This window comes from Deinococcus sp. QL22, assembly GCF_023370075.1.
In the GTDB taxonomy this organism is placed as follows: domain Bacteria; phylum Deinococcota; class Deinococci; order Deinococcales; family Deinococcaceae; genus Deinococcus.
Genome location: NZ_CP097149.1, coordinates 1,725,001 through 1,748,435, shown reverse-complemented (window position 1 = coordinate 1,748,435; position 23,435 = coordinate 1,725,001). Strand labels below are relative to the sequence as shown.

Genomic DNA, 23,435 nt, shown 5'->3' with positions numbered 1-23,435 from the left:
TGCAGAGCTGAATTACCCCCTCACCCCAAAAACTCCGCTCCCACCTCTTCTCCCAGATTCGCCAGAAATGTCCGCATGACTGCCGTGCGCCGCGCCGCCTCCTGCTGACCTACAGGCGTCTGGAAGGTGGTTTCTAGCCGCAGCAGCTTAGTAAAAAAGTGATCCACGGTGTAAGCGGCGTCGTCGGGTGTGCGGGCAGTACAAAAGGGATCGGTGGCGTGTAAAAGGGCGCGGCCCATGCTTCCGCCTGCTGCCGCTGCCCGCAAAATGCCCAGTGCGCCCAGGGCGTCCAGGCGGTCTGCGTCTTGCAGAGCGGCCCCCAACAGCGTTTCCGGCGTGGCTCCGCGAGAATAGGAATGGTCGCGCACGGCGGCAGCGACAGCTTCTGCTTCCGCCCCATCAAAGCCGAGGGTGGGCAGCTTGGCCAGCACCATTTCGGCAGCTATGGTGCTGGCCTGCGCCCGCTGGGGGTGGTTTTTGGGCAAGTTGACCACATCGTGCGTAAGGGCGGCGGCCACCGCGAGGCTGGGAGCCAAAGCTGGGGCGCAGTGCAGCGTCCAGCGGGCCACCCGTGCCAGGTGGGCGGTGTCGTGGGCGGCGTCGAAGGTCATGCTCGCCCCCACCCAAGCCCATACCACAGGCAAGCGGGAATCTTGCGCCAGCAGCGGCTCCAGCAACTCCGAATCCGGTACGACTGGACTCAAACGCCCGTGCCTGTTCCTGCACCAGAAAAGGCTTCCAGCAATCGCACCACAATCACCAGCACACTGAATCCCATCAGGCCCAGATAGAGCCAGCGGGCCTGTCCCATCTGCCCGGTGCGAGCGTGGCGCACCCGCCGCCACTGGGTGTAGGCCCAGTAGCCCAGGCCGCCGTAAATCAGGATATTCAGGGCCGCGTACAGCAGGGGCGTGTTACGGGTGGCCGCCAGCAACACCGACAGCACCAGCCCCGCCACCACCATCAGGGCCACGCCCATCCACGGCGTTCTTTTCATCGGGCCAGCCCCGAACCCAGCGCAATTTGTGCGTGTGCAAGGTGATGACGCAGGTGCCAGTCGTGCTTGGCGACCAAACGCCACAGGGTTTGCTGGCCTTCCTGCGGGTGAATAATCTGCACATCGAAGGCGCTTGGGTTGGTGCCGTGCAGCAGGGCGGCCCAACGCAAGTTCAGCGCGTCCAGCAGCGTGAGGGCGTGCTGCACGGGCGCGTCGGTGGTGGGCAGGGTCAGCCAGGCCTGCTCACTCATCGGCTGGATGGTGTAGGGTTGCTCGGCCAGGCCGTAGCTGAGGCGCATCAGGCCATGCATATGGGCGTCGGCAGCGTGGTGGGCCAGTTCATGCACCGTCCAACTGCCGGGGCGGTAGCGTTGGCCCAGTTCAGCTTCATTCAGGCCAGACAGCAGCGTGCGCCATGCCTGCGCCGCCTCCACCATTCGCGCCGCCACCGCCTCCAACGTGGCCCGGTCATGGCCCGGTAGGTTGGGAATCGGCCCAATAGGGTACTGATCTGGACGGGGCGAGACTGTCATGGACGCAGTATCGCAGCCCTGACATCCGGCGTGGGTGAGCACTATCCTGACCCCATGTCCTCTCCCCTGCCCGTCACTGTGCGCCGCGTGCTTGACCCGGCAGACCCGGCTCTACCTGCTTTCGGGCGCGTACAAGACGAGACTTACTACGATCCCGACACGCTGATGCCGCCGCAGATGTTCCCGCGGCTGGTCTCCGGGCCACGTAACCGGGTGCTGGTGGCCGAAGACGAGGCTGGGCAAGTCCTGGGCGGCACGGTCTTTCACCTGATGGCGGGGGCCGGATTCACGTCGTTTACGGGTGTGGCGCGGCAGGCGCAGGGCCGGGGCGTGGGCTGGGCGCTGCACGCTGCCAAGCTGAAAGAAGTGCGGGCGGCAGGGCTGGCAGGCATCTTTGCCGACAGCGTATATGCGGGGCGGCAAGATGGAGCAGACCGGGAAGCCGAAGCAAAAGCGGGCAGCAGCGCCACTGCCCGCCGAGCCGCCCTGCACGCCTGGGGCCTGCGAACCGTAGACATTCCGTATTGGCAACCCGTGGGCGGCGAAGGCGGTGGCCCGCTCACCGACCTCGATTTGTTGTATCAGCCGCTAGATGGCTCGGATACGGTGCCGCTGGACTTGGTGACGCAAACGCTGCAAGCCTACTGGAATGGCTGGCTGGGCCAGAAACGCGCCGTGCAGGAAGCGCAAGCTTTGGCAGACCGCGCTGATGCACAGAGCCTGCGCCTCTTGCCCGCCACGGAAACGTCGTCGTATTGGCGGGAGCGTGAGGGAATCGAGACGGAAGAAAGATAGCCTCTGCAAGTGTTCAAAAAATCCCCCCTCTTGAGGAAGGCGCGGGAGTAGAGGCACGCCCTTGACCTTCCCTTAGACCCTCAGACCCTTGACCCTTAAACTCAGCCAGCCCAGATCGAGCACAACCCAAAAAAGCCGCCCCACACAGGACGGCTGATCTGTTCCGATTGCTGAAATCCGATTGTTGAAACAGGCTTAGGCGGCAGGCTGATCGGCGTTGCCCGCTTCGGCTTCGGCACTGCGGCGGGGGCGGGCAGCGCGTTCGGCGCTGGGTGTGGTGGGGGCAGAAGCCGTTTCGGTGGTCGGAGCAGCGGCAGCCGGGGCAGGAGCGGGCGTGCCAGCCGTAATCCGGGTCAGCGTGTCGGCAAAGGCACGCAGGGCGTCTCCAGCCTCTATATCGGCCACGGCGCGGGCGTTCAGTGCGCCGAGCTCCTCGCGGGTCACGGCGTATTCAGGGGCGTCGTGGCCCTTCAGAGTGCGCAGCACGGCGTAGGCGTTGCCCGACACGATGGTCGCGCCTTTGGTGGTGGTCACGTTCGGTGCGGCGCTCTGCTCGCTGCCGATCAGCGTGATGGTGTCGGGGCTGATCAGGGTCACGCGGTCGCCCCGCTCCTCCATATGTGCGGCCAGTTGCAGCAGCCCGCGCAGGTGCAGCATGTGGTGAAAGAGGTCGAGGTGGGCCAGCATCGCGCCTGCTTTCTTGAGTGCGGAGTCCATACGTCACAGTATTCTGCTCTGCACAGAATTGTCAAGCTTAATTCTAGGTTAATAATTCTGTAATCAGCAGAATACACAACTACAAAAAAGGGCCAGAAGCTCTGGCCCTCTCCATCTGCTGACCCCAATTGCCGATGTGTATGCCAATCAGTTCGCGGCCACAGTGCTGCGGCCTGTCAGCACCAGCTTCACTTCGATGGGTTTGCCTGCCCGCAGCACGCTCAGCGTGACCGTATCGCCGGGGGCATAGGAGCGCACCGCGAACTGAAACTCCAGGAAGTTGACGATGCGTTTGCCGTTCACGGCAGTCACGATGTCGCCGCGTATCCGCTTGCGTTCCTCATTGTATTCAAGGGGTTGTAAGCCCGCTTTGGCTGCCGGACTGCCCACAGAAACGCTGGTAAAGAATGCGCCGGGAGTGTTGCCCAAGTCCAGTTCCAACACCCGGTTGGCTTCGGCAAAGTCGCTTGCGCTGAGGTCGGTCAGGGCCGCCAAAGTGCCGCCAATGGCGATGCCTATAATCGGGGCGTCGCGCTTCTCACCGCGTTTGAGGGCGGCAACGCGGGCGTCGTTGGTGGTCACGGGCACGGCGTAAGACTGAATCCGGCGGATGCCCCCCTGCCCCTGCACGCTGATATAGCTGACCACGCCCGTCACTTCACCCCTGGCGTTCAGAATCGGGCCGCCGCTGTCGCCGGGGATCAGTTGGGCATTCAGTTCCAGCGTGCCTGCCGGAAAGTCGGCGCGGCCTGCTTCGGAGTCCAGCCCAGTCAGGCGGCCCGTTTTGGAGGTCAGGAATGCGCCCCCGCCGTTGCCGATAGCCAGAGCCGCGTCACCCACTGCCGGGCGTGTCACGGCCAGCGGCAAAAAGGGCGTGCCCTTGGGCACCTTGACGCGCAGGAGGGCCAGATCGGACTGATCGTCGTACCCGATCACTTCTACGGCGTAGCGCTTTTTGTCTACGGTTTGGGCGCTCAGGTTCTTGGCCTGAAACACCACATGGTAGGCGGTGAGCGCCAGGCCATCGGCACTGATCAGGAAGGCAGTGCCCACGCCGTCCGAATCGGCGCAGTTGGTGGGTGGGCACTGCTCTATCCGCAGGGTGGCGGCACGGCTTTTGCTGAACAGGGCGTTCAGGGCCGCTTTTTCGGTGGTGGTCAGTGGGGCGGGCGTATTCCCGGCGCGGCGTTCGGCGGGGGTGGCGGGCTGCGCCGACTGAGCCTGAACCACCTGCGGCACAGCCTGAAGCGCCAGGCTTGAAGAAGACACGGCAAAACCGCCGACCAGCGCGGCAGAGAGGGCCAAAGCTAGAGGGCGGACGCGTGCGTTCTGAGATGTCATAAGTCAGTTTGGACGGCGAAGGAGTCGCGGTGTGTGGGGTTGGTTTCGTTCCTGAACGCACGGGATTACAGTTGTCCTTCATGATTAAAATGAGCTGTGCATAGACCGCTCTGTGCTCCGATTTGGCCGCGCCGCTAGCATGTGCCCATGACTGTTCCCGCGAGTGTTCCCGGAATTGGCCCGCTGACTACCGTTTTCGTGTACGGCACCCTGATGCCCGGTGAGCGTAATGCGGGCGTTGCGGCGCGGGGGGGCACTTTTCGCGCCCAGCCTGCTACTTTGCACGGCTACCAGTTGCTGCATCTGACGCCGGAAGCCTACCCCGCCGTCATTCCCGGCAGCCCGCAAGACTTCGTGTTGGGGCACGCGCTGACCTACGCCCCCGCCGACTGGCACGCCGCACTGCCCTTTTTGGACGCGCTGGAAGGGACTGAAGAAACGCCGCCGTTATACACCCGAGAACGTGTAGAACTGGAGTTGCAAGGCGGCCAAACCTTGCCTGCATGGGTGTATCTGTATGCCCGCGCCGACCGCCTGAAGCAGCCCGGAGCCGACGCCATTGCCAGCGGCGACTGGCGAGAAGCCCCTGACCGGATGCGCCCGCGCCCCAGCGATAGGTAAGACTCCTCTCCATGAAAAACGCGTGTAATTTGACGGTTGACCCGGCTTGAAAGCTGCAAAGGGGCAGTGTAGAGGAACGAGTAAGAAGTCCGTATCAGACGGCCTGAGAGCGCAGGGCAGTTCACACATGAGCGTCTGATGTGTCACGCTACAGGCATGGCCCACATCCAACCGCAGCCGCTCTCTTCACAAGCCTTGCCGTCGCGTGCCGAGCGCCGCGAACAGGGCCGGAGCCTCCGCACCTCTACACCGCGCGAAAGCCACGCCACGTTTACCCCCGCCGCAGACCGGGCCAATGTGCTGGACGTGCTTCACGCGGGAACGCAGGGCTGTATTCCGGGCCTGATTCCGCTGCGGTATGGACGCATGGTGACTTCACCATTCGCATTTTTTCGGGGCACGGCGGGCATCATGGCGGCGGATCTGGCGCACACCCCCACCACCGGGGAGCGCGTGCAGGCCAGCGGCGACGCCCACTGCGCCAACTTCGGAGCCTTTGCCACCGGAGAGCGCAATCTGGTTTTCGATCTGAACGACTTTGACGAAACGCTGCGTGCGCCGTGGGAATGGGACATCAAGCGGTTGGCGGCCAGCGTGGTACTGGCGGCGCGGGGGGCCGGGCACAGCGAATCGGACGCCTGTTTTGCGGCCCAGAGCGCTGCGCGGGCCTACCGCCTGCACCTGCGCGAATACGCCTGCATGACCCATCTGGACGTGTGGTACGACCGCATAGACGCCACCGAAGCACTGGAGGACATGGCCGCCGACGCCCGCGAACAGGGCCAAGAAATGTTCCGCAAGGCGCAGAGCCGCACGCAACTGCACACGCTGGGCAAACTGGCGTACAAGGAAGGCAAACAGTGGATGCTGCGCGATGATCCGCCGCTGCTGACGCACACCGATGACCCCGAAGCCGCTTCCTGGCTGGATGAAGTGCGGGGCGGCTACTTCGACAGCGTGCCCGCTGACCGCCGGGCCCTCCTCTCGCGCTATCACCTGACCGATTGGGCGTTGAAGGTCACGGGCGTGGGCAGTTGTGGGCGGCGGGTGCTGGTGCTCCTGCTGGCTGCCGACGGCGACGACGTGATTTTTTTGCAGGTGAAAGAAGCGCGGCCCAGCGTGCTGGAACCCTACGCAGGCAAAACCGTGGCCCGCAATTCGGCGCACCGGATCGTGCGGGGGCAACAGCTGATGCAGGCGGCCAGCGATCCATTTCTGGGCTGGGCCACGCGCGGCGAACACTGTTTTTATGTGCGCCAACTGCGCGACATGAAGGGCCGTTTTGATCTGGAAGAGGTGACGCCGCGTTCTCTGGAAGAAATTGCAGAACTGTGCGGCTGGGCACTGGCCCGCGCTCACGCCCGCACCGGAGACGCCGCCACCATCGGCACCTATCTGGGCAAAAAAGAGAAGTTTGACGGGGCCATTGCCCGCTTTGCCACCCTCTACGCGGATCAGGCCGAGCGCGACCACGCCACGCTGGAGAAGGCCGTGAAGTCGGGGGCGATAGAGATAAAGGCCGATCCAGACGACAAGTAATTCAAATTAAATACCTCGCCGTAAAGTATTCGCTTTACCGAGCGGAGCGAGTATGGAAGAAGGTCGGGCGCACTGGGAATGAAGAGGTCCCGGCGCAGTTCCGGAAACTCGTAAGGTTAAATGCGCCCGACTTAACACGGTATCCAGATCAACACAAAGCGCCGCTTCACTTGGAAGCGGCGCTGAGTTGAGGCTGGACTCAGCGAACGATGCGCTGGCCCCGGCGAATGCCGAGCTTGTCCGTCAGGGTGATGTACTCGTCGTAGTTGGTACGCTCGAGGTACTTCAGCAGGCGGCGGCGCTGGCCGTTCATGAGTTGCAGGCCGCGCTGACCGTGCTTGTCCTTCTTGTTGGCGGTCAGGTGGCTGCTCAGGTTGCTGATGCGGGCGCTGAGCAGCGCGATCTGCACGGTGGTGCTGCCTGTGTCTTTGTCGCTCTTGGCGTTGTCCTGAATGGTCTGTTTCTTGTCGATCATAGTGAACCTCTCGTGTTATGGAGTCCCGCACGCAGCAGTCGGAGTAAGGACTGAAACAAGTATTGAGCTGACTTCAGTGGCCCCACCGCTCGCGGCGGCAAACGCTAGGGTAGCACAGGCAGGGGCAGCCTGCACAGGCTCCACGAGTCCCCAAAAATGCGGCCAAACTTGACATGGCTGCTCACCGCCCCTATCATTGCTACCGCTTCATCACCTGCTGGGGTGGCGGAATTGGTAGACGCACTAGCTTGAGGTGCTAGCGCCGCGAGGCGTGTGGGTTCAAGTCCCATCTCCAGCACCAACGCACTGCCGAAGTCCTTTACGGGGTTTCGGCGGCGTTCTTTTTGAGCCTCTGGAGTGCAGCTCTATTTGGCCCTCTTGCGGTTGCCCACGCCTGTGCTACACTCCCGAACGCATTGCTGGCGCAGCGCAGCGTGAACGCCTGAACCTGGTCAGGGCCGGAAGGCAGCAGCCATAAGGGATGATTCGCGGGTGCCGTTGCTCACCGGCAATGCTTTTTTCTTGTTCAGATAACACAGGACACCCCACAGGGAAACTCCGCTTCAGGCCGGGTTTCCCTGTTTTTAGGATTGCCGGGGGTTCAAACTGGTTCCATGCCTGCCCGACCCGCCACCCTTGCCGACGCCCCTGCCATTGCCCAGATTTATAACGAGGGCATAGAAGACCGAATCGCCACCTTTGAAACCCAGCTACGTACCCCGGATGACATTCGGGAACGCCTCAGCAGCCCGCTGGCGGCCCAGCATCCGGCGGTGGTGATCTCGGCGGCGGACAGCGTTGTAGCGTTCGCCTGGAGTGGCTCCTACAGCGCCCGTGAGGTGTACGCGGGCATTGGGGATCACGGCGTATATGTGGCGCGGGCCGCACGAGGTCAGGGGTACGGCGAGGCGGCGCTGAGATCGCTGATGGCAGCGGCCACAGTTGCGGGCCTGCACAAGCTCACCAGCCGAATCCTGACCGAGAACACCGCCAGCCGACGCCTGCACACCCGCTGCGGCTTCCGCGAGGTGGGTGTTCATCAGCGCCATGCCCAGCTTGACGGCCTCTGGCACGACGTGGTGACGGTAGAAGTGCTGTTATAGGCAGCAAAAAACAACCCGACTCGGTCAGAGGAGGGTTGGGAAAAGGAGGAATTAGAGTGCGCGGTTCCGCCAGAGGCTCGCGGCGTCATATGGAACAAGGCGCACCGCCGTTATGGTGCTGCTGCTCCGACACAGGCTTTGTGGTGATGTACCCAATCTGGCACGGCGTTTAAGGCCATCTCAAGCGGAGATCAAGACTCGCCCAATACGATCTTCCAAGATCCTACAAAGAAGCGCCTGAAATCATGCGGTGCGTCGGTGTGAGGTAAACCGTGCCTTTGCCCGAAAAGACGTACACGAAGCCTTCTCCGGTTCGCATGGCGTTTCTCAGTCCACGTACCAGCGGGCGCAGTTCTACATTCAGGGAGGCGCTGTACATCAGGGCAAGGTCGCCGTCTGCCGTCAGGGTCTGGCGGCCATCCAGCTCAATCACCTCTATTTCACTGACGGGCACGGGGCTTTCTACAGCAAAAATGCCCCGGCCCGACAGCTTGGGCTGGCGTAAACCGTTGCCCGACAGGATGCCGGAAATGCTGGAGTGCGTGTGCGTGCCGAGCTGCATGGTGTCCTGCGCCAGATAAAAAGCGCGGTCATCCAAGAGCATCGTGTCGCTGGGATCGCCCGACATTTCGGCAATGATGAAGTGTTTGCGGGTGGGTTCCGTCCAGACCTTGCCGTGTCCAGTAAAACGTGTGGCAAACGCGCTCTCACCCGACCCGGCGGTGGCGATGGCGCGGCGCAGGAAACCGCCCTGCTGCTGTTGCTGCACGCTGGCTTCCACCTGTCCCAGCGAATATTGAAAAGCTCCGGGCTCCAGCAACACGCCCGAGCCGCTCAATTCCGCTTCGATGGTAAAACGCCCGTCCATCTCCCGCGTTTCGCCCAGTTCGCCGTCTGGGGTGCGGGAAAAGCGGGTGACATGCGTCAGGGCATGAACCCGCAACGTGAGGCCCGAACCGACGTGCTCCTGTACCAATTGCATGTGTGACATTGAGCTTCAGCATGGCACAGTTGTGTTGATGGGCACACAGTTGCAGGGGCGCATCTATTTTTTATCCTTGCTGGCGCGTCAGCCCAAGCAAATCCAATTTAGCCGGATCGACTGAAACCAACTCAACCTCATTCACTCAGGTACTCGTCGGGTTCGATGCCTTCCAGCACCAGTCCCATCTGCTGACCTATGGCCTCGCGCATCTCGGCAGCCGACTCTTTGTCGGGTTTCCAGCCCTCGAAGCGGATTTCGGCCTGCCGCGAGTCCACCACGTTCAGCTCCAATTCGGGGTAGGCGTCGGCAGCCCAAATCTCCAGGCCTTCTTGCAAAAACCCCACCAGTTTGTCGGTGTTCCAGTCACGGGTGCGGCTCACGCCTTTGCTCACCGCAATTTTGATGGGCGCGGGCGGCACGAACCGGATGAGTACCTTTTTGTTCATGCCGCCAGTGTAGGGCTGCCAGAGGAGACACTGGGGCAAGAAGGGCAGCGAGCGGCATGCTCAGATTGGCTTGGGAATCAGCGCCTCGAAGAAGGCGTCGATGCCTTCTTGAGCGCTATGGACGTTGTCTGCCGAGCGGTTGACGAACAGAGTGTAAGACGTGTCGGCGTTTTTGCCCAAGCTCAGGTACACCGTTTCGGCGGGCAAATTGGTGTTGCCGTCAAACTGAATTTGAAGACTGCTGAGCAGGCGGCCATCTTGCCAAATCGGATGTTGGATAACAGTCGTGCTGCCGCGCAGTTGTCCAACTTCGGCTTCTATGCCGCTTGTCATGGACATTAGAAAGGAGCGCAGCTCATCTTGAGTGCCGACCTGATCGACTTGTTGATTCATGCGTGCGTTCACAACATCTTGGAATCGCGCCATAGTCCATTGTTCCATATTCACTCTTAGCGGCGCAATGAAAGCCGGTGGGCTGATCATCGGGTTGTATTCAGTACCTTAAGTAACGCCAGCGCCAGGGCTTCCACGGGTGTAGCAGCGTCCGCAACACACTCTAAGAGGCGTTCCGGTGCTCTACAGGTCACGCAGGCGCCAGCAAGTTCTACCGTCTCACCAGTGACCTGCCACTGCCACCCCCGTTCCTCGCAGGCTTCCCTCAGAGCCGCTTCCAAAAACAGCAGCCCACTCGAGGTCAGAGGGCGGAACATATCGGTGATCAGGCCCACCGTAATCCAGCCGTCATTGAAAGGGTAGTCGCTGTAGCGCACTTCTATAGCCAAAGCGTCGCGGGAAGAGGACTGCCGTACACGCTCCGGCAGGCACCGGGTCAGCTCCCGTAGCGTCTCCTCCCAAGGCATGATCCCTATTCTCACCTAATTTCGTCGCCAGCCGGGCCAGATGAGCGGCATCTTGTCCAGTTCATCCTTTCTTAAGTGGCCGCAGCGGCGCGTAAGCAGTTGGATGCTCTCGGCCCTTGCCGAATGCAGGACAGTGATTGACACTGATCAGCTACCTCTGATTGTGCGGTGGGTATACGCCGGGCCGCTTCGCATGGTTTCTAAGGATGGGAGGCAATAAAAAACCCCGTACTGGACGGGGTTTCTACTTGGTGCGCCCTAGTGGACTCGAACCACTGACCGACCGCTTAGAAGTGAGCCGCTACCTCATCCCAGCCCGCCCCGTTATAACTTCACTGATCCCATCAAGCACGTCTGATACAGCATATTTTGCCCTCGCTTCGGGCGGTTGCTTTCGGTTCATCCCGGCTTGTGCCGCCCTCTCCCGTTCCGGTTGGGCACGCGTTGGGCACGCCGGGGCATGGAGAAGAACTGGACAGGCTCCCATCCTGTGCGGCGTCATGCACTCTGAGCCCAATAAGTCCCATTTGGTCATTGCGTTTTGGGCCACCAACCTCTATATTTTTGTTAATCTAGTCAGCGTTTATTTAAGCGGCCTGTTTCCACTGTGGAGCGGGCCACTTTGCTGTGCTGAGTTTCACAAGCTGTGGATAACCCTGTGGATAACCAGTGGATAAGTCCCTAAATCGTGTGGGTAAAGTACCAAATAACAGGAGGTAATTTGACGCCTGTGGAAAAGGTACGTAGTTATCCACAGCTTATCCACAGGCAAACGCCATTTATCCACAATTTCATTCACAGGCCATATGTGCGCTGACACGTCTTTAAAGCCACTTATCCACAGTTTCCACAGGCCCTGTTACTACTACTACTATCTTTTAATTTATATAAGAGACAGGACAATCTTAGGCAGGAGGTGACAACAATGGACAGTACCCAAGAACACCAAAACAAAGCGCGTAAGAGTGCATCCGACCAAGAACACCACTCCCACGCGCCCCAAACAGCCAGAGGCCCCGCAAGGGGCAACCCCAACCTTTAACGACCCCACAGGAGGCCGCCCCATGACTCTAAACCAAGACAACCCCACTCGCCTCACCCGCAAACCTGAAGAGGCCGCGCCTATGTTGGGCGTCGGTAGAAACGGGGTCTATGACCTGATCCGCTCCGGACAGCTTCGCAGCATCCGCGTGGGCCGCAAGATTCTCATTCCGCTAACAGCCATCGAAGACTTCCTGAACGGCGGCACAAAATGAAGCGGCCCACCGGGGACGCGGTGGGCACTCCCGACAGACTAGCGCATCTGTTCCACCTTGCTCAGCAAGACGCCCAGCGCCCCGGCAACGCGGGCGGCGGCCTGAAGATCATGGAAGCCCTACTGACGCTGCCCTACTTCCGGCCCACCAATGGCGGGAAGGCGTGAGACTGAGCGACCTGCTAGACCGTGTGCATCTGCCGGAGGTAATCGCCCGCGAGTGTGGCCCGGAGACGGTGCGCGGCCTGAGTTATGAGCGAGGCGGCGTGATCTGTGACCCGCGCCCCGGCTGGCGCGAGACTCACCCCAGTTTCAGTGTGTACAAAGACCCGAAAGGCCGTTGGAGATGGAAGCGGCACGGCGGGGATGAGGCAGGCGGAGACGCCCTGACCTTTCTGGAAGCCATCGGCTACCGTCCAGAACATGCCCGCGAAGAGTTGGCCCGTCATGCCGGAGTATCGCTGGATACGTGGACGCCCAGCCCCACACGGCCCGCGTATGAGGCTCCTGACCCACTCCGGGCAGTACGCGGGGCGCTGCAACGGTGCGCCCCTCTGAGTCCTGAAGATTTGGGGCGGGTGCATGTGTTGCTGGACTATCTGAGTCTTCAGAACGTGGCAGGGCGTGACCTCAAGCGGCGCGGCCTGTACGGGTGGCATGGACTTGGGGCGGGCCAGTTGCGCCGAGACTTTATAACCAAAGATGGCCGGATGCTGGCCCACGCCGGGGCGCTGGCCTTCTTCCTGCGCGGCCCGGACGGGCAAGCATGGGGGCTGAAGGTGCGGAACATGGGCACTGCAGACGCCTTACAAGCATCCGGACTGGATCGGTATGTGTACCGGATTGGGCGGCACGGTGCGCCCGCGTGGTGTTCCCCCAAGTACGGGCAGGGTGCGGGCGTGTTGATCGTCGAAGGGGAATTGAACGGGGCAGCGGCGGCGCGGGCGCTGAAGCTGGCAGGCTCCAGCCTGGACGTGCAAGGGCTGGCAGGCGCGGGCGGTGCGCCGTTCCTCACGGGGCTTCAGGGCCAGACGGTGTTCCTGTACACCGACCCGGACACAGCGGGCGCGGCCTGTCTGGAGCGTGTAGCGCAAGTGGCCCATGCTGCCGGGGCGCGTGAGGTGCGGATACTGGCCCCATTCTCTGAAGGCGACTTCTGCGACCTGTGCGGTACGCACGGCGCGGCGGTGTTTGGTGGCCTGCTGATGGAACGGGTGGACTCTTACACCACTCACCACACCGTTTCACCAAGTGGTGAGAGCGTAGCCTCTCCCTTCTCACCACCACACCAAACCCCTAGGCGTGGTGTGGTGGTAGAAGTCTCACCGGAGCAAGTGGCGCTGAGAAAGTACCGGGCCAAACTTCGCAAGTATGGGGGTGTGCTGTGACTGCCCCTCGTGAGCCTCGCGCCTTGCGCGTCTTCAATGGACAGACTGCCCCGCCTGTCAAAGCGGTGGAATGGTTGGTGGAACGGTTCTTAGCACGGGGCGCGGGCACGCTGCTGTTTGGACAGCCCGGCGTAAGCAAGAGTGCCCACACCGCGCATCTTGTGGCCTGTTTGGTAGCAGGGCAACCCTTCGCACACTTGAAGACCTCTAGGCGTGGCCTCCGGGTGCTGTATCTGGACTTCGACGGCTCGTGGGAATGGAACCATGAACTTTTTGAGGCGGCCTTTCGCGGTGTGGGCATTGAGGGCATCCCTGAAGCATTCGTCTACTACAGCCCCAACACGGAAGAGTGCAACGCGCCAGAAGAGGGTGAGGGGTTGAAAGCTCTGGAGGCGATGGGGCCAGACATTGCCCAGACGGTGAAAGACTTGAACATAGATTTGGTGATCTGTGATTCGTTGGGCCAGATGATGATCGGAGACACCAACAACGGGCAAGAAGTGGCGCTAGCCCTGCGCTTGGGCTTAAATCCAGCACGCAAGGCAGGCGCGGCGGTGTTGGTGATCGACCATGCCACCAAATCAGCGGCGGGCGGCGTGGGCATTCCTACCCCGATGGGTAGCCAGCAAAAGCGGGCGTGGGCGCGTGTCTCTGTCGCTCTGGAGGGTGAGGAACTGGACGGAAAAACCGTCACGCGCTGGAGTGTGGACAAGAGCAACACAGCACCGTTTGAACCCTTCCACACTCGCCTCAATTTCACCAACACAGGCGAGCGGTTGGAGGTACTTGATTTGGACTTTTTGGGCGAAGCTGGCCCCCGGATCGTTCACCGTGAGCGAGATGAACGGGCACAGGAAGCCCAGCGGGAGATTCTGGACGCCCTGCAAGATGGGCCACTGGTACGGGCCAAACTAGGCGGGAAGGGTGGAACGTTTGACCGGGCGCTGAAGACTTTGGAGACAGCCGGGCAAGTAGTGAAGCTGGAACGGGGACTGTATGGTCTGCCAGAACATGCGCCGGACGTTTCACCACCACACCAACCCTTGGGAAGTGGTGTGGTGAAAAGAAGCGAATCCAGCCCTGCCACCTTTTCACCACCACACCAAACCCCTACATCTGGTGTGGTGGTGAAAGAAGACGTGATGATTCTGGTAGAGCTAGCGGAACCTGTGGCGATTGAGGAAGAGGTGCTGACGTGGTAGCGCGTGACCTTCTCCGGGAATTGGAAGGGCGCGGCGTGCGGTTAGGCGTGCAAGAAGGGCAACTGATCGCCCGCGCCCCGGCTGGAGCCGTCACGCCGGAATTGGCCGCTCAGATCAAGGCCCATAAAGAAGACTTGCTGAAGGAACTTCAGGCGGGCGCGGCGGGACAACTCGCGCCCCTGCCGGAACCCCTGACCCGGCTTATCAGGGCCGCAGCGGGCAACCATCTGAACCGCTCCGGCTTCCTGCCTTCCGGGATCGTGCCCAACTTGGGGCTCTACGTGCTGACGTGTGCGGCCCTATACGCTTGCCACTGCGACTCGGCGCAGCAACTGGCCCACCTCTGGGAAGCGCGGGCGGCGTGGGCCTCGTGAGTGGCTTGAGGTGGGCGAGCGGCCCAACCCCCCCCGTACTGAAAGGTGGGTGGGCCTGTGAGCTTGCCAGCGGGCATACCGCAAGGGCTGACAACAGGTGAAGTTGCCCGCGCCCTGCATCTCAAGGAAGAGACGGTGAAGCGGGCACTGACTTCCGGGGCGCTTCCCTCATGGCAAATTGTCGAGGGGCGCGGGTGGCGTTACGTGACGCCGGGAGCTTTGGCGTCCTATGCAGCGGCGCGGGGGCTGTCTGTGGACTGGGAAGAGTTGCTCTGAAGATACACTCTGGTATGAGTCGATTTGTCCGGTTTGAAGACGGTGGCTATTACAACTTGAATGAAGTCAGTGCCTTCAGGATTGAGCCTGAGATAGCAGTGAATGACCGCGCTGTTAATTCCCTTACTGGCACAACGCCTTCAGAAGTGAACGCACCTCCTCAAACAGGACACTATTCAGTGATTGCGAGAATGAAACAGATTTCAGGAGAGCGCACACAAGAGTTGGTAGTAGGAGTTTTTCCCAGTCAAGAAACGGCAGAGCAATTTATAGAACAGTTCTCCCAATAACCCATTCCCCCTGTTTACCCCGTCTGGCCTGACTTGCCCGGCGGGTGTTTTGCATTGTGGGGCATGACCTTAACCCACCAAATCAAAGAAGCACAGCAAGCCCTCGCAGACCTCCTCGCCGATGAAACGGAACTCTCGAAGCTCGAACAGGAACAAACCGCAGAACTGCACAGCCTCAAGGCAGGCGGTTCTAAAGACTTTGCTCACCTCGCCACGCTAGAAGGCAAGCGGGCGGCGCTTGCCTCCATGCTCACTGAGCAGCGCGGCCACATCACACAGGCCCGCACGCGCCTCACTGAACTGGAGACGGCACGCGGGCGCGAGATTCACCTGGAGCGCATCGAAGAGATTGCAGGCCAAATCCGGCAGACCCGTGACAGCCTTCATGCGGGCCGACTGGCCCTGATTGACACCCTCAGGCCGGAACTGGTACGGCTTATGGGACTACATAGGGAGTGGGACGCGCTGCGCGTTGCATTTGTCGCAGAGGCGCGGGAGATGGGCCTTGTGCTGTACCCAGATCATTACGGCTTCCCTCGGGAAGGGTCAGCGGCTGGAATAGAAGCGATGTGGGCAGAGCTTGAAGCGCGGGGCGGGGATGTGGACGCCCTCAAACTGACGCCGGGCACAGCACCGCAGATTGTCGGGCAAGTTGCTGACCCTCTGCCGTTTGAGATGGCTGGGCCTGCTCCAGCGTCAATAGAGGTGGCGGTTCCTCCATTGGTGGGGAATCTGTACCTACAGGCTCTCCAGCTTCAAATGCATTTACAGAGCCGTCAAGCGCGATTTGAGCGCGAGACGCAGCGGGCCGCTGTGAAGGGTGGGCGGCATGGCTAACCCCAATGCAGACCCGACCAAAGCACGGCAGGCCCGGCGAAGGAAAAGACAGGGGCAACCCGGCACGCTTGAAGATGCCCGCGCCCTGCTGTGGCGTGCCCTGGAACGGGCGGGAGACTTGCTGGAGGAAGAAGACCCGCTGCTGAGCTTGAAGGCCATTCACGCTATCTCTCAGGGCGCGTCAGCGTATGCCCGCATTGTGGAAGTCGGAGAGATTGAAGCCCGTCTAGCGGCACTGGAAGGGCAAGCAAGCGAAATCACAGAGCCGCAGATAGGGCGGGGGGCAGCATGACAAAGAAACGGCTGGAACTCCTGGAAGCCCGGCACAGTATCCGCGTGAGTGCAGTAGAACGCCGTGCCATACAGCCTGACACCCTCCATGAACTTGCCCGGCGTGTGTGCCTTGCCTTGCCAGAAGACCTCCAGGCCACAGTGGAGGCAGACGGGGCGCGAGGTTATGCGGCATTGCTGGAAGCATGGTGGGAAGTCGGAGCGGGCGAAGTGACACCACAGACAGCACTAGAGGCGTATCTGCTGGCCTTTGAGGGCGGTACGGCATGAAGGGCAAAGGCGGCGCACTCGCCCGGCTTGAGCTGTTGGAAGCACGGGAACGGGAACGCATCGAAGCAGTCGAAACGGAGAAAGACCGTGAGGTAACAGAGGCAGCTTTACGCTTGTCTGACCCTATGCGGGTGGCCCTGTATGAATGTATTCACGCTGAGGACGCAGGCGGGGCATGGTGGGCAGAAGTCCTGGCAGCGGGCAAAGCAGTATGTGTGGAAGTCTTGCCCGGTGGGGATGCGATATGGGCGTGGGATCGGAGTCTAGGAACGTTGCCAGACGGCACGCCTTCACCACTGGCTCCAGTCGGAACGGCGGCCTACTTTGAGGCGGAAGCGGCCCGCTGTGAAGCTGTGGGGCTTAAGGCGCATGAAGCAGACTTGCCGGAGGGATTGAGCGAAGACGCTCTAGAAACGTTCTGCCGTTGGGCTGCAGCGCGGGCCTACCTGACAGCCCATCTTGCCCACGTGATCGGAGAGGGTGCGTAGCAGATCGTTATGCAGTTCCTGACAGGGGTAAGGATCAGCTTTACCCCTGTTTGCCGGGTGTGCTATCACTTCCGGCAAACTCACCACATCAGGACACACAGCGGGACACACGCCGGGAAAGGCAAAGCGGGAAAGGCCCGCTCAGACAGAGAACGGCGCGAGGCAGTCGGGACAATGCCGGGACTTTTTCAAGGGTGGCGATTGTGGACGATTACGGGCGGGCGAGTCTCTTTTAAAGGTGGCAAGTATTGGCTACTTAGCCGCCCCAACAACTCAAGGGTGCACGGTGGGCCACTCTTCGCGGGTGGCCTTCAGTGTTTGAAACCCCAGCGGTGCGCTGCCCTATTGCCAGTGGCCCTCCGACTAAAACAGATATGCGGCAACCCTGGGCTGCTAGGTGTGATACGTATGAGAGTGCATGAAGAAACTAACTCTCGGCTTGCTGGCTCTCACTTCCATCACTTTGGCCTCCTGCGCTCCCAAATACACGGCGGCCACTGCTAAGCCCGTCAGCGACATGAGTTGCGCTGAAATCAAAACTGAAATCGGGCAACTCAACAGTGTTCGCGCCGAAGCCGAGGCTAAGAAAGGCTTCAGCAAAGAGAACGTACTGTGGGCCGTGTTCTTCCTCCCCGGCGCAGTTGTGAACGAACTAGATAATCGGGAAGTCATTGCTAAAGTAGATGCTCGCTCCGGTGAACTTGTGAAGGCAAACTCTGCTAAGGGTTGCCCTTCTCTCTAAACTCCCCGGTTGTCTTCACTTCTTTTTTGAGCTGTAGAAGGCAGCGCCCCCATGAATTTGGGGGCGTTTTGGCGTGTGTCTTGATCTGTACTGCCGGTTTGCCATTAATCGTTTTCCCCGCGCTGGGCGCATTGTTTTTACTAGCAGTGCGTTTTTGCCAGTAATCATGTTTTGCTAGTAATGCCTGCGCTATCGCTGATAGCAACGGCGGCCCACCTGGAGTCTCACACGCTACGCAACCCCTGTTCTGGAGTAGTGAACCAAGTGCTATGGTCAGGCTATGCCAACCATCACCGTCGTTTGATCGAAAGACTTGTCACCACTGACCGCATGAACGCGTTTGACGCTTTCAGAGCATGTGGTTCGACCCCTTCTGTCTTAGACACTCGAGGTGAATACGGATGGCAACCTTACACTTGATTGTGGGGCTCCCCTGTGCGGGCAAAACCACGTACGCAAAGAACCTTGAACTCGAGCACTCTGCGTTGCGGCTCACACCCGACGAATGGCACACTCGTTTGTTCGGCCAGGATTTCACTCTGGACTTCGTGCACCCGGAACACGACGCGCGGCATACGCTGATCGAAGACCTGATGTGGGCTGTCGCGGCTCGAGTGTTGCAGCTTGGCACCGATGTGATTCTCGATTTCGGCTTCTGGGGCAAAAGCGAACGTGAAGATTACCGAGCGCGGGCCACAGCACTGGGCGCACAGTGCGTCGTGCATTTTTTGAATGTCCCTCAAGAGGTGTTGCTGTCTAGGCTGGAGGACAGAAATGCGCGGCAGCCACAGGGAACCTTTCAAATCTCCGCATCAATACTGCTTGAGTGGATGCAGATTTTTCAGCCTCCGACTGAAGACGAACTGACCTGCTGGACTTAATCTGTACTGCCAGTTTGCCAGTAATTGTTTTTCCTCCGCTGGGCGCATCTGCCATTTGATGACAGACACATTTCTTCTCCGCGAGCGAAGGCCAAGCCCCCGCACCCTTCAGGCGGCCACACTGTTCAGTCAGACGCGTTCGGATCGCGGGGCGCTTGGATGTGGCGACCCAGCGGGCGAGTACTGGGAATGGGCGTAAGTCTGGCGGGTGGATTGAGAATTTTTTGCACGGCCAGGACGTTCAAACCAAGGGTTTTAGCCAGTCTATCCGCGTCCCAGCCTTTAAAAACTTTTGCTACAGCAAGCTCACCAACGCCGAACTTTAAGCCCTGCAACTTCCAAACTGCTGGGCCGTGATGGATGGGATCAAAGCCATTCACTGGACGGTGACCAATCCACGGAAGAGTTTAAGCACCCTGCAGCGCCATATCAGGTCATTGAACATGCCTTACCGTATCGTCCAAGAAATTACACAAATATTTCAGCTCAACAGAAGTGAGGGCAAAAGTGTAGCCCTCTGAATCCTCAAAATAGCTCGTGCTGAACGTAGAAAAGGTCGCTCAACGGTTTAAGTGAATCAAGAGGGAGTCTGTCGTCTACCCCCTCACTATTAAAAGCAGGCCCAAAGTGAGAGACGGTTCTTATACTTGGTACAAGTTTTGTATTCATTGTGTTTGGCCTTCCGTTTCTCCAGAACGGGAAGGGCAACCGGCTGTAACGGTCATCAGATAAACATCTGCGGAAGTTTCGCGGATGAGGCGCACAGCTCTCAAGTCATGGTGCTGGAAAGCTCAAGAGGAACGCAGTGTCTTGATCTGTACTGCCAGTTTGCCAGTAATCGTTTTTCCCGCGCTGGGCGCATTGTTTTTACTAGCAGTGCGTTTTTGCCAGTAATCATGTTTTGCTAGCAATTGCCAGTAATCGCCTTCGCTGTGGCAGATAGCAACGGCGGGCCAAACCGCACAACCCTCACACCCTCAAGGCGCTGGAGAACAGACAACTTTTGACAGCCTGCCACTTCCGTTTTAAACGCGAGTGGGCAGGCTTTTTATGGGGGGCGGTTTGTGCTTCCCCCTGCCATACCTTTTACGGGTTGCCCCCAAAAAGGCGCGGCGTTCCTTCGATGGGGCGAGTCTCTTTTTAAGGGTGGCAACATCTGGCAAGTCACGCGGGCAGAGTGAGGGTGTCTGGAATGCTGACGCCCAGAGCGGGACGCATGAGCGGGCTTTTTCTCCGACCATATTGGCGGCGTGGACAAAATGGTACAGGAAGGCCATACCTTGACAATCCTTGCCAGGCTGACGCCCAACACGGCGCAGGAATACTCGCGTTTGAAGCGGAAGAACCCCCCGCAGAACGTTATTTATCGTTAGGAGTCGGGACGCTGTACGGGGGTTTTACCGGAGGCGGTAAAAGGCTCACTAGCCTCAGAACAGGGCAAGCGCATTTGTTACCAGAGCCGCTAGAAACTCCAGAATGAATACCGTGTGCCAGACGTAGGGTATTCACTTCTTTTTTTGGTGGATCGTGACTAAGTGGTGACAAAAAGCAGAGCAAGTACACGCCCTCTCTTTTTAGTCGGGGAATACCGGGGAATTAATCTCAAGTTTTATCAGGTTCCCGTTTGAAACGGAGGCCCGCTGCAAGGGTGTTGCTGGTTGTCAACACCCCATGACGAATCCACACCCGGCACACCCCCATGACCAATCCACACAGAGAGCGAAGGCGGGTCACCTCATGATGAATCCACACGGGCGAGCGTTACCCAGCGTCACTCAGGCCGGGGCGATGGGCACTGTGAGTAATACTCACGGCGGCCTCTCAGGGTTACGAATTGCTAATAACTTCGACGCCTGCCCACTGTCACAAATAGTGAGAGCGACGCCCAGCGCATCCAAATAGCTTCTAATTACCATGATTGTCGTAACTAGAACGGTTAATCGTGTACAAACAGCAACAATACAGATTTATGGGCGTACGATTTTTAAGTCAATAAACTTGACTGCTTCCTTGTAGTGGAGTTCAAAACGAAGATAACTAGCTTTGGCAAATTGTTCAACGTACTTATCGGGCTTTCTTCTATCATAGGAAGCAAAATTGAAGTAACTATACATTTCGTATGACACAACCTCGTTTTTATCATTTAGGATGGCCTCTGGATCTATCCACCCTCCAGTCGTTATCCGGGTGATCTCTGACTTTCTTGCATCTAGAAAAACGAGTTGTGGAACTGGGTGAGTCGCATCCACAAAATTTTCTGCTGTTCCGGTTATAACGACCGAAACATCTCCCCCTTCCAAGGGCCCGATATTGCTCAGCGGAGCACCAATTCTCTGCATTCGCCCTACTTCTCTAAAGCACGAGAGGTAGACCGCACGCTCAGGGCTTCTCATACGAATAGATATGTTTTTATTCTCAAATACCAGCGTACCACCCGTTTCCTGGCTCACGCGCCTTTCAATCTCTTCGTCGGTAAGATCAGGGGTTAATGCCAGCGCTATACCTAACTGACAGAATGTTGTGAAACGTTCGGGTGAAAGCGTGTTGTTAAAAAGAGTACTTGATACGGTTTTGATCGGAGACTCAGCGACAGCGTGGCCAAGTATAAGCAGGGCAATGAGTGCGGCACAGCGAACCATCATGCTCGTACAATACTGTTCTTAGCGTAAGTTTTTTAATTTTTATGGATTTTTGCAGCCTTAGCTAAGCTCCAGCTTTCAGGATGTGGCAAAACGTCACGACTTGGAGCGGGCGAGCTTGTAACAGATCATTACGACTTCTGGCAGCGGATCGGCAAACAGGCGGCAATAGAGCGGCAAACAAAAAGCCCGCCTCCAGATGGGGCGGGACAGTCTAGGAAAGTTTGACTCTCAGGGCTTAGGCGCGTACCTGTGGAAGCCCAGACGGGACAGCACAGCGGCACAATCGGGCAGCGGCGCGGCAAACTGGGCATATACCTGTAGGTTTAGTGTCTGACCTACGCTTATAACTTCCGGGGCGGGTTCATGGGCGAGCATAGTAGCCGCGTCCATATCTGCCGGATCGAACTGCAGGGCCATGACAGCCGTGTGCGGGATGAAGGCGTGAACCGCTTCTAGACTCTCTGTCAGAGCGAGTACGTCGAAGCCTTCCGGCGTTTCGCGAGCTTCCAGCAACACGGGCAGAGGGTGAGTCATGCGCCTTCCTCCAGGGCGGCAAGCTGGGCAAGCACCGGGGCGCGGGTGCGTTCGATGCACTCCAGAGCTTCGCGGCACTGTTCAGCGTTCATGGGGGGCTGAATGTGGACTGTGCGGGTACGCGCCTCATGCTGTGCCGCTTCTTCCCCGTCGAAGACTTCCGCCATGTGCCGGAACCGCTCGCCCAGATCAGGGCGGCGGAACGTTTCACCCCACACGCTGATCCACGCGGCCACAGATTCACGGATCAACAGTTCTAACTGTCCATACGCAGCGTCATACAGCGCATGACGGCGGAAGCACTCAGGGCACAGGTGGAACGGGGCATAGGGCGGATCGAAGTACAGCACGGCGTGAGGCGCTTCGCAGTTAAAGCACTTGCCAGTCAAGGCAGGGGCAGCGGGGGTGAGCGTGTGCGGTTCAGTCATGGGCAGGCCTCCAGTGTGGTGTGAAGGGGGCACATGGCCCCCATGCGGATTACGCGGCGTGAGTTTGCTGGAGGAAGCGCCACACGGCGCGGGCGTCCGGTTCAGTGAGCAGCGCGAGGCTGTACACAGGGGCATCTAAGGCAGCGGAAGCGAAGGCGTAATGCTCGCCACTAGGAACGCCATAGCGGGCCATGATCCGGTGCAGCTTAGAAGCGCGTGCTTTGCCAATGGGGGCAGCTTCCAACGTTTCAGAGATCAGGGTGAGGGTGTCAGCGGCCCCCAAGATGCTGACGGCGCAGGCCAGTTCTGCCGCTTCCCCGTCAATGTCGGCTTCGATGCCCGCAGCGGTGCTAGTCAAGGTAACGGTGTGGATGGCCGTGCCAGTCACGACGCTGCATTCACGGTAGGTAATGTGAGCTTCCCAAGTGCGGGTCATGGCGCGGGGTGCGGTATCGTTCATGGCGGTTCCTTCTGTTCAGGGGGAGTCAGTCAGGGGCGTTTACTTCCTACGGTGTGCGCCCCTTTCTGCTGTCCATATGATAGCACTTACTGCTATCATGTCAACACCTAGTGCTATCTTTGGTGCTACTATCTGAGGATGGATGAGTACAACGCCACTACGGACGCGGCAACGGCTGTACGCGTCGAACTGGCCCGCAAGGGTATGAATCAAGCTGACTTAGAGCGGCAGATGGGTGTGACTAGGGGCACGGTCAGCCGTGCGCTGGCAGGATCACCCTTAGATGAACGCTCCAAAACTTGGCCCGCCATTTTGGAGACTCTGGGCTTAGAAATTATCGTTAGGCCCAAAAGAACCTAACTTCACGCGTCCCACGCTTTCCCGGCGTGAGGCAGGCAGCGGGAACGGGGTTCTGGTATGGCAAAGAAAGTAGAGACACCCAAGCGGGGCAACGGGCGCGGCAGTGTGCGGCGACTTCCTTCCGGGCGCTGGCAATGGCGGGCCACCATCGAACTTCAGAGGGGGGAAATTCTCCGGACAGTGGGCACAGTGGACACCAAAACGGAAGCGGAAGAGGCGCTGAGCCGTGCCCGGACAGACGCGGGGCGCGGGCAGTTCAACGTGACCCACAGCACGACCCTTGAGGAATACGTCAGGGCGTGGCA

Annotated in this window: 32 protein-coding genes, 1 tRNA gene, 1 other RNA gene and 1 pseudogene (1 of these 35 running past the window's edge); 21 read left to right on the top strand and 14 right to left on the bottom strand. The window is 59.5% G+C overall.

Annotation, left to right across the window (positions count from 1 at the left end):
- Positions 1-20: 20 nt before the first annotated feature.
- Genes M1R55_RS08740 through M1R55_RS08730 form a run of 3 tightly spaced genes read right to left on the bottom strand, consistent with a single transcriptional unit; the run spans position 21 to position 1,530 of the window.
- A complete protein-coding gene (locus M1R55_RS08740) occupies positions 21-704 on the bottom strand; it encodes an HD domain-containing protein (RefSeq protein ID WP_249391425.1) in 684 nt (227 codons plus the stop codon).
- Positions 701-997, bottom strand: coding sequence for a hypothetical protein (locus M1R55_RS08735; protein WP_249391424.1), 297 nt, complete (start codon positions 995-997; stop codon positions 701-703). Before M1R55_RS08735 ends, M1R55_RS08740 begins: the two co-directional genes overlap by 4 nt.
- Positions 994-1,530, bottom strand: coding sequence for a DinB family protein (locus M1R55_RS08730; RefSeq protein WP_249391423.1), 537 nt, complete (start codon positions 1,528-1,530; stop codon positions 994-996). Before M1R55_RS08730 ends, M1R55_RS08735 begins: the two co-directional genes overlap by 4 nt.
- A 54-nt stretch (positions 1,531-1,584) precedes the next feature.
- Here M1R55_RS08730 and M1R55_RS08725 point away from each other — a divergent pair, with 54 nt between their 5' ends.
- Positions 1,585-2,325: a GNAT family N-acetyltransferase gene (locus tag M1R55_RS08725; protein WP_249391422.1), complete on the top strand. Its 741-nt coding sequence runs from the start codon at positions 1,585-1,587 to the stop codon at positions 2,323-2,325.
- 195 nt (positions 2,326-2,520) lie between these two features.
- On the opposite strand, the gene M1R55_RS08720 is transcribed toward M1R55_RS08725, so the two are convergent.
- Together M1R55_RS08720 and M1R55_RS08715 are read right to left on the bottom strand one after the other, a co-directional pair.
- A complete protein-coding gene (locus tag M1R55_RS08720) occupies positions 2,521-3,042 on the bottom strand; it encodes a multidrug DMT transporter (protein WP_249391421.1) in 522 nt (173 codons plus the stop codon).
- Positions 3,043-3,189: 147 nt separating this feature from the next.
- Complete coding sequence (locus M1R55_RS08715) at positions 3,190-4,383, bottom strand: S1C family serine protease (protein ID WP_249391420.1); 1,194 nt, start codon at positions 4,381-4,383, stop codon at positions 3,190-3,192.
- A 147-nt stretch (positions 4,384-4,530) separates the two neighbouring features.
- Here M1R55_RS08715 and M1R55_RS08710 point away from each other — a divergent pair, with 147 nt between their 5' ends.
- Together M1R55_RS08710 and M1R55_RS08705 are read left to right on the top strand one after the other, a co-directional pair.
- Complete coding sequence (locus M1R55_RS08710) at positions 4,531-5,004, top strand: gamma-glutamylcyclotransferase family protein (RefSeq protein WP_249391419.1); 474 nt, start codon at positions 4,531-4,533, stop codon at positions 5,002-5,004.
- 156 nt (positions 5,005-5,160) lie between these two features.
- Entirely contained in the window at positions 5,161-6,543 is a 1,383-nt protein-coding gene (locus M1R55_RS08705; protein ID WP_249391418.1) for a DUF2252 domain-containing protein, read from the top strand.
- A gap of 199 nt (positions 6,544-6,742) precedes the next feature.
- On the opposite strand, the gene rpsO is transcribed toward M1R55_RS08705, so the two are convergent.
- Complete coding sequence (gene rpsO, locus M1R55_RS08700; RefSeq protein WP_249391417.1) at positions 6,743-7,018, bottom strand: 30S ribosomal protein S15; 276 nt, start codon at positions 7,016-7,018, stop codon at positions 6,743-6,745.
- Between the two features lie 216 nt (positions 7,019-7,234).
- Here rpsO and M1R55_RS08695 point away from each other — a divergent pair.
- The 3 genes from M1R55_RS08695 to M1R55_RS08685 all read left to right on the top strand — a co-directional run bounded on the left by M1R55_RS08695 (position 7,235) and on the right by M1R55_RS08685 (position 8,121).
- A tRNA-Leu gene (locus M1R55_RS08695) sits at positions 7,235-7,319 on the top strand.
- Positions 7,320-7,434: 115 nt separating this feature from the next.
- Positions 7,435-7,533, top strand: an RNA gene (gene ffs / locus M1R55_RS08690) — signal recognition particle sRNA small type.
- Between the two features lie 99 nt (positions 7,534-7,632).
- Complete coding sequence (locus M1R55_RS08685) at positions 7,633-8,121, top strand: arsinothricin resistance N-acetyltransferase ArsN1 family A (RefSeq protein ID WP_249391416.1); 489 nt, start codon at positions 7,633-7,635, stop codon at positions 8,119-8,121.
- Between the two features lie 223 nt (positions 8,122-8,344).
- Here the strand turns inward: M1R55_RS08685 and M1R55_RS08680 are convergent, their stop codons facing one another.
- The 4 genes from M1R55_RS08680 to M1R55_RS08665 all read right to left on the bottom strand — a co-directional run bounded on the left by M1R55_RS08680 (position 8,345) and on the right by M1R55_RS08665 (position 10,412).
- A complete protein-coding gene (locus M1R55_RS08680; RefSeq protein ID WP_249391415.1) occupies positions 8,345-9,112 on the bottom strand; it encodes an AIM24 family protein in 768 nt (255 codons plus the stop codon).
- 128 nt (positions 9,113-9,240) lie between these two features.
- Positions 9,241-9,552: a hypothetical protein gene (locus tag M1R55_RS08675; RefSeq protein ID WP_249391414.1), complete on the bottom strand. Its 312-nt coding sequence runs from the start codon at positions 9,550-9,552 to the stop codon at positions 9,241-9,243.
- 60 nt (positions 9,553-9,612) lie between these two features.
- Positions 9,613-9,978: a hypothetical protein gene (locus M1R55_RS08670; protein WP_249391413.1), complete on the bottom strand. Its 366-nt coding sequence runs from the start codon at positions 9,976-9,978 to the stop codon at positions 9,613-9,615.
- A gap of 53 nt (positions 9,979-10,031) precedes the next feature.
- Entirely contained in the window at positions 10,032-10,412 is a 381-nt protein-coding gene (locus tag M1R55_RS08665; RefSeq protein ID WP_249391412.1) for a hypothetical protein, read from the bottom strand.
- Positions 10,413-11,476: 1,064 nt separating this feature from the next.
- Here M1R55_RS08665 and M1R55_RS08660 point away from each other — a divergent pair.
- From M1R55_RS08660 to M1R55_RS08600, 13 genes are all read left to right on the top strand, one after another.
- Positions 11,477-11,668: a helix-turn-helix domain-containing protein gene (locus M1R55_RS08660; RefSeq protein ID WP_249391411.1), complete on the top strand. Its 192-nt coding sequence runs from the start codon at positions 11,477-11,479 to the stop codon at positions 11,666-11,668.
- Positions 11,665-11,835 (top strand): hypothetical protein, encoded by a 171-nt coding sequence (locus M1R55_RS08655; protein WP_249391410.1) that lies wholly within the window; start codon positions 11,665-11,667, stop codon positions 11,833-11,835. Before M1R55_RS08660 ends, M1R55_RS08655 begins: the two co-directional genes overlap by 4 nt.
- The gene (locus M1R55_RS08650) at positions 11,832-13,055 is read left to right on the top strand and encodes a hypothetical protein (RefSeq protein WP_249391409.1); all 1,224 of its coding nucleotides are present in this window, start codon (positions 11,832-11,834) and stop codon (positions 13,053-13,055) included. Before M1R55_RS08655 ends, M1R55_RS08650 begins: the two co-directional genes overlap by 4 nt.
- Positions 13,052-14,257: an AAA family ATPase gene (locus tag M1R55_RS08645; RefSeq protein WP_249391408.1), complete on the top strand. Its 1,206-nt coding sequence runs from the start codon at positions 13,052-13,054 to the stop codon at positions 14,255-14,257. The genes M1R55_RS08650 and M1R55_RS08645 overlap by 4 nt, the downstream gene beginning before the upstream one ends.
- Positions 14,251-14,631 (top strand): hypothetical protein, encoded by a 381-nt coding sequence (locus tag M1R55_RS08640; RefSeq protein ID WP_249391407.1) that lies wholly within the window; start codon positions 14,251-14,253, stop codon positions 14,629-14,631. Before M1R55_RS08645 ends, M1R55_RS08640 begins: the two co-directional genes overlap by 7 nt.
- Positions 14,632-14,688: 57 nt before the next feature.
- Positions 14,689-14,907 carry a helix-turn-helix domain-containing protein gene (locus tag M1R55_RS08635; protein WP_249391406.1) on the top strand — a complete coding sequence of 73 codons (219 nt, stop codon included), beginning with the start codon at positions 14,689-14,691 and terminating at the stop codon, positions 14,905-14,907.
- A gap of 14 nt (positions 14,908-14,921) precedes the next feature.
- Positions 14,922-15,197, top strand: a complete 276-nt coding sequence (locus tag M1R55_RS08630; RefSeq protein ID WP_249391405.1) for a hypothetical protein — start codon at positions 14,922-14,924, stop codon at positions 15,195-15,197.
- Between the two features lie 63 nt (positions 15,198-15,260).
- The gene (locus tag M1R55_RS08625; protein WP_249391404.1) at positions 15,261-16,034 is read left to right on the top strand and encodes a hypothetical protein; all 774 of its coding nucleotides are present in this window, start codon (positions 15,261-15,263) and stop codon (positions 16,032-16,034) included.
- On the top strand, positions 16,027-16,326 hold the full coding sequence (locus tag M1R55_RS08620; protein WP_249391403.1) for a hypothetical protein: 300 nt from the start codon (positions 16,027-16,029) through the stop codon (positions 16,324-16,326). Before M1R55_RS08625 ends, M1R55_RS08620 begins: the two co-directional genes overlap by 8 nt.
- Positions 16,323-16,595 carry a hypothetical protein gene (locus tag M1R55_RS08615; protein WP_249391402.1) on the top strand — a complete coding sequence of 91 codons (273 nt, stop codon included), beginning with the start codon at positions 16,323-16,325 and terminating at the stop codon, positions 16,593-16,595. The genes M1R55_RS08620 and M1R55_RS08615 overlap by 4 nt, the downstream gene beginning before the upstream one ends.
- The gene (locus tag M1R55_RS08610; RefSeq protein ID WP_249391401.1) at positions 16,592-17,083 is read left to right on the top strand and encodes a hypothetical protein; all 492 of its coding nucleotides are present in this window, start codon (positions 16,592-16,594) and stop codon (positions 17,081-17,083) included. The genes M1R55_RS08615 and M1R55_RS08610 overlap by 4 nt, the downstream gene beginning before the upstream one ends.
- Positions 17,084-17,501: 418 nt before the next feature.
- Positions 17,502-17,825: a hypothetical protein gene (locus M1R55_RS08605; RefSeq protein WP_249391400.1), complete on the top strand. Its 324-nt coding sequence runs from the start codon at positions 17,502-17,504 to the stop codon at positions 17,823-17,825.
- 422 nt (positions 17,826-18,247) lie between these two features.
- Entirely contained in the window at positions 18,248-18,706 is a 459-nt protein-coding gene (locus M1R55_RS08600; RefSeq protein ID WP_249391399.1) for an ATP-binding protein, read from the top strand.
- A gap of 1,967 nt (positions 18,707-20,673) precedes the next feature.
- Here the strand turns inward: M1R55_RS08600 and M1R55_RS08595 are convergent.
- From M1R55_RS08595 to M1R55_RS08580, 4 genes are all read right to left on the bottom strand, one after another.
- Positions 20,674-21,348: a hypothetical protein gene (locus M1R55_RS08595; protein WP_249391398.1), complete on the bottom strand. Its 675-nt coding sequence runs from the start codon at positions 21,346-21,348 to the stop codon at positions 20,674-20,676.
- A gap of 228 nt (positions 21,349-21,576) precedes the next feature.
- On the bottom strand, positions 21,577-21,882 hold the full coding sequence (locus tag M1R55_RS08590) for a hypothetical protein (protein ID WP_249391397.1): 306 nt from the start codon (positions 21,880-21,882) through the stop codon (positions 21,577-21,579).
- Positions 21,879-22,310 carry a hypothetical protein gene (locus M1R55_RS08585; protein ID WP_249391396.1) on the bottom strand — a complete coding sequence of 144 codons (432 nt, stop codon included), beginning with the start codon at positions 22,308-22,310 and terminating at the stop codon, positions 21,879-21,881. Before M1R55_RS08585 ends, M1R55_RS08590 begins: the two co-directional genes overlap by 4 nt.
- A gap of 49 nt (positions 22,311-22,359) precedes the next feature.
- Positions 22,360-22,770, bottom strand: a complete 411-nt coding sequence (locus M1R55_RS08580) for a hypothetical protein (RefSeq protein ID WP_249391395.1) — start codon at positions 22,768-22,770, stop codon at positions 22,360-22,362.
- 138 nt (positions 22,771-22,908) lie between these two features.
- On the opposite strand from M1R55_RS08580, the gene M1R55_RS08575 reads away from it, so the two are divergent.
- Together M1R55_RS08575 and M1R55_RS08570 are read left to right on the top strand one after the other, a co-directional pair.
- The gene (locus tag M1R55_RS08575; protein WP_249391394.1) at positions 22,909-23,130 is read left to right on the top strand and encodes a hypothetical protein; all 222 of its coding nucleotides are present in this window, start codon (positions 22,909-22,911) and stop codon (positions 23,128-23,130) included.
- A gap of 57 nt (positions 23,131-23,187) precedes the next feature.
- Positions 23,188-23,435, top strand: a pseudogene (locus tag M1R55_RS08570) (tyrosine-type recombinase/integrase); its annotated part runs 793 nt beyond the window's last position; the annotation flags it as partial.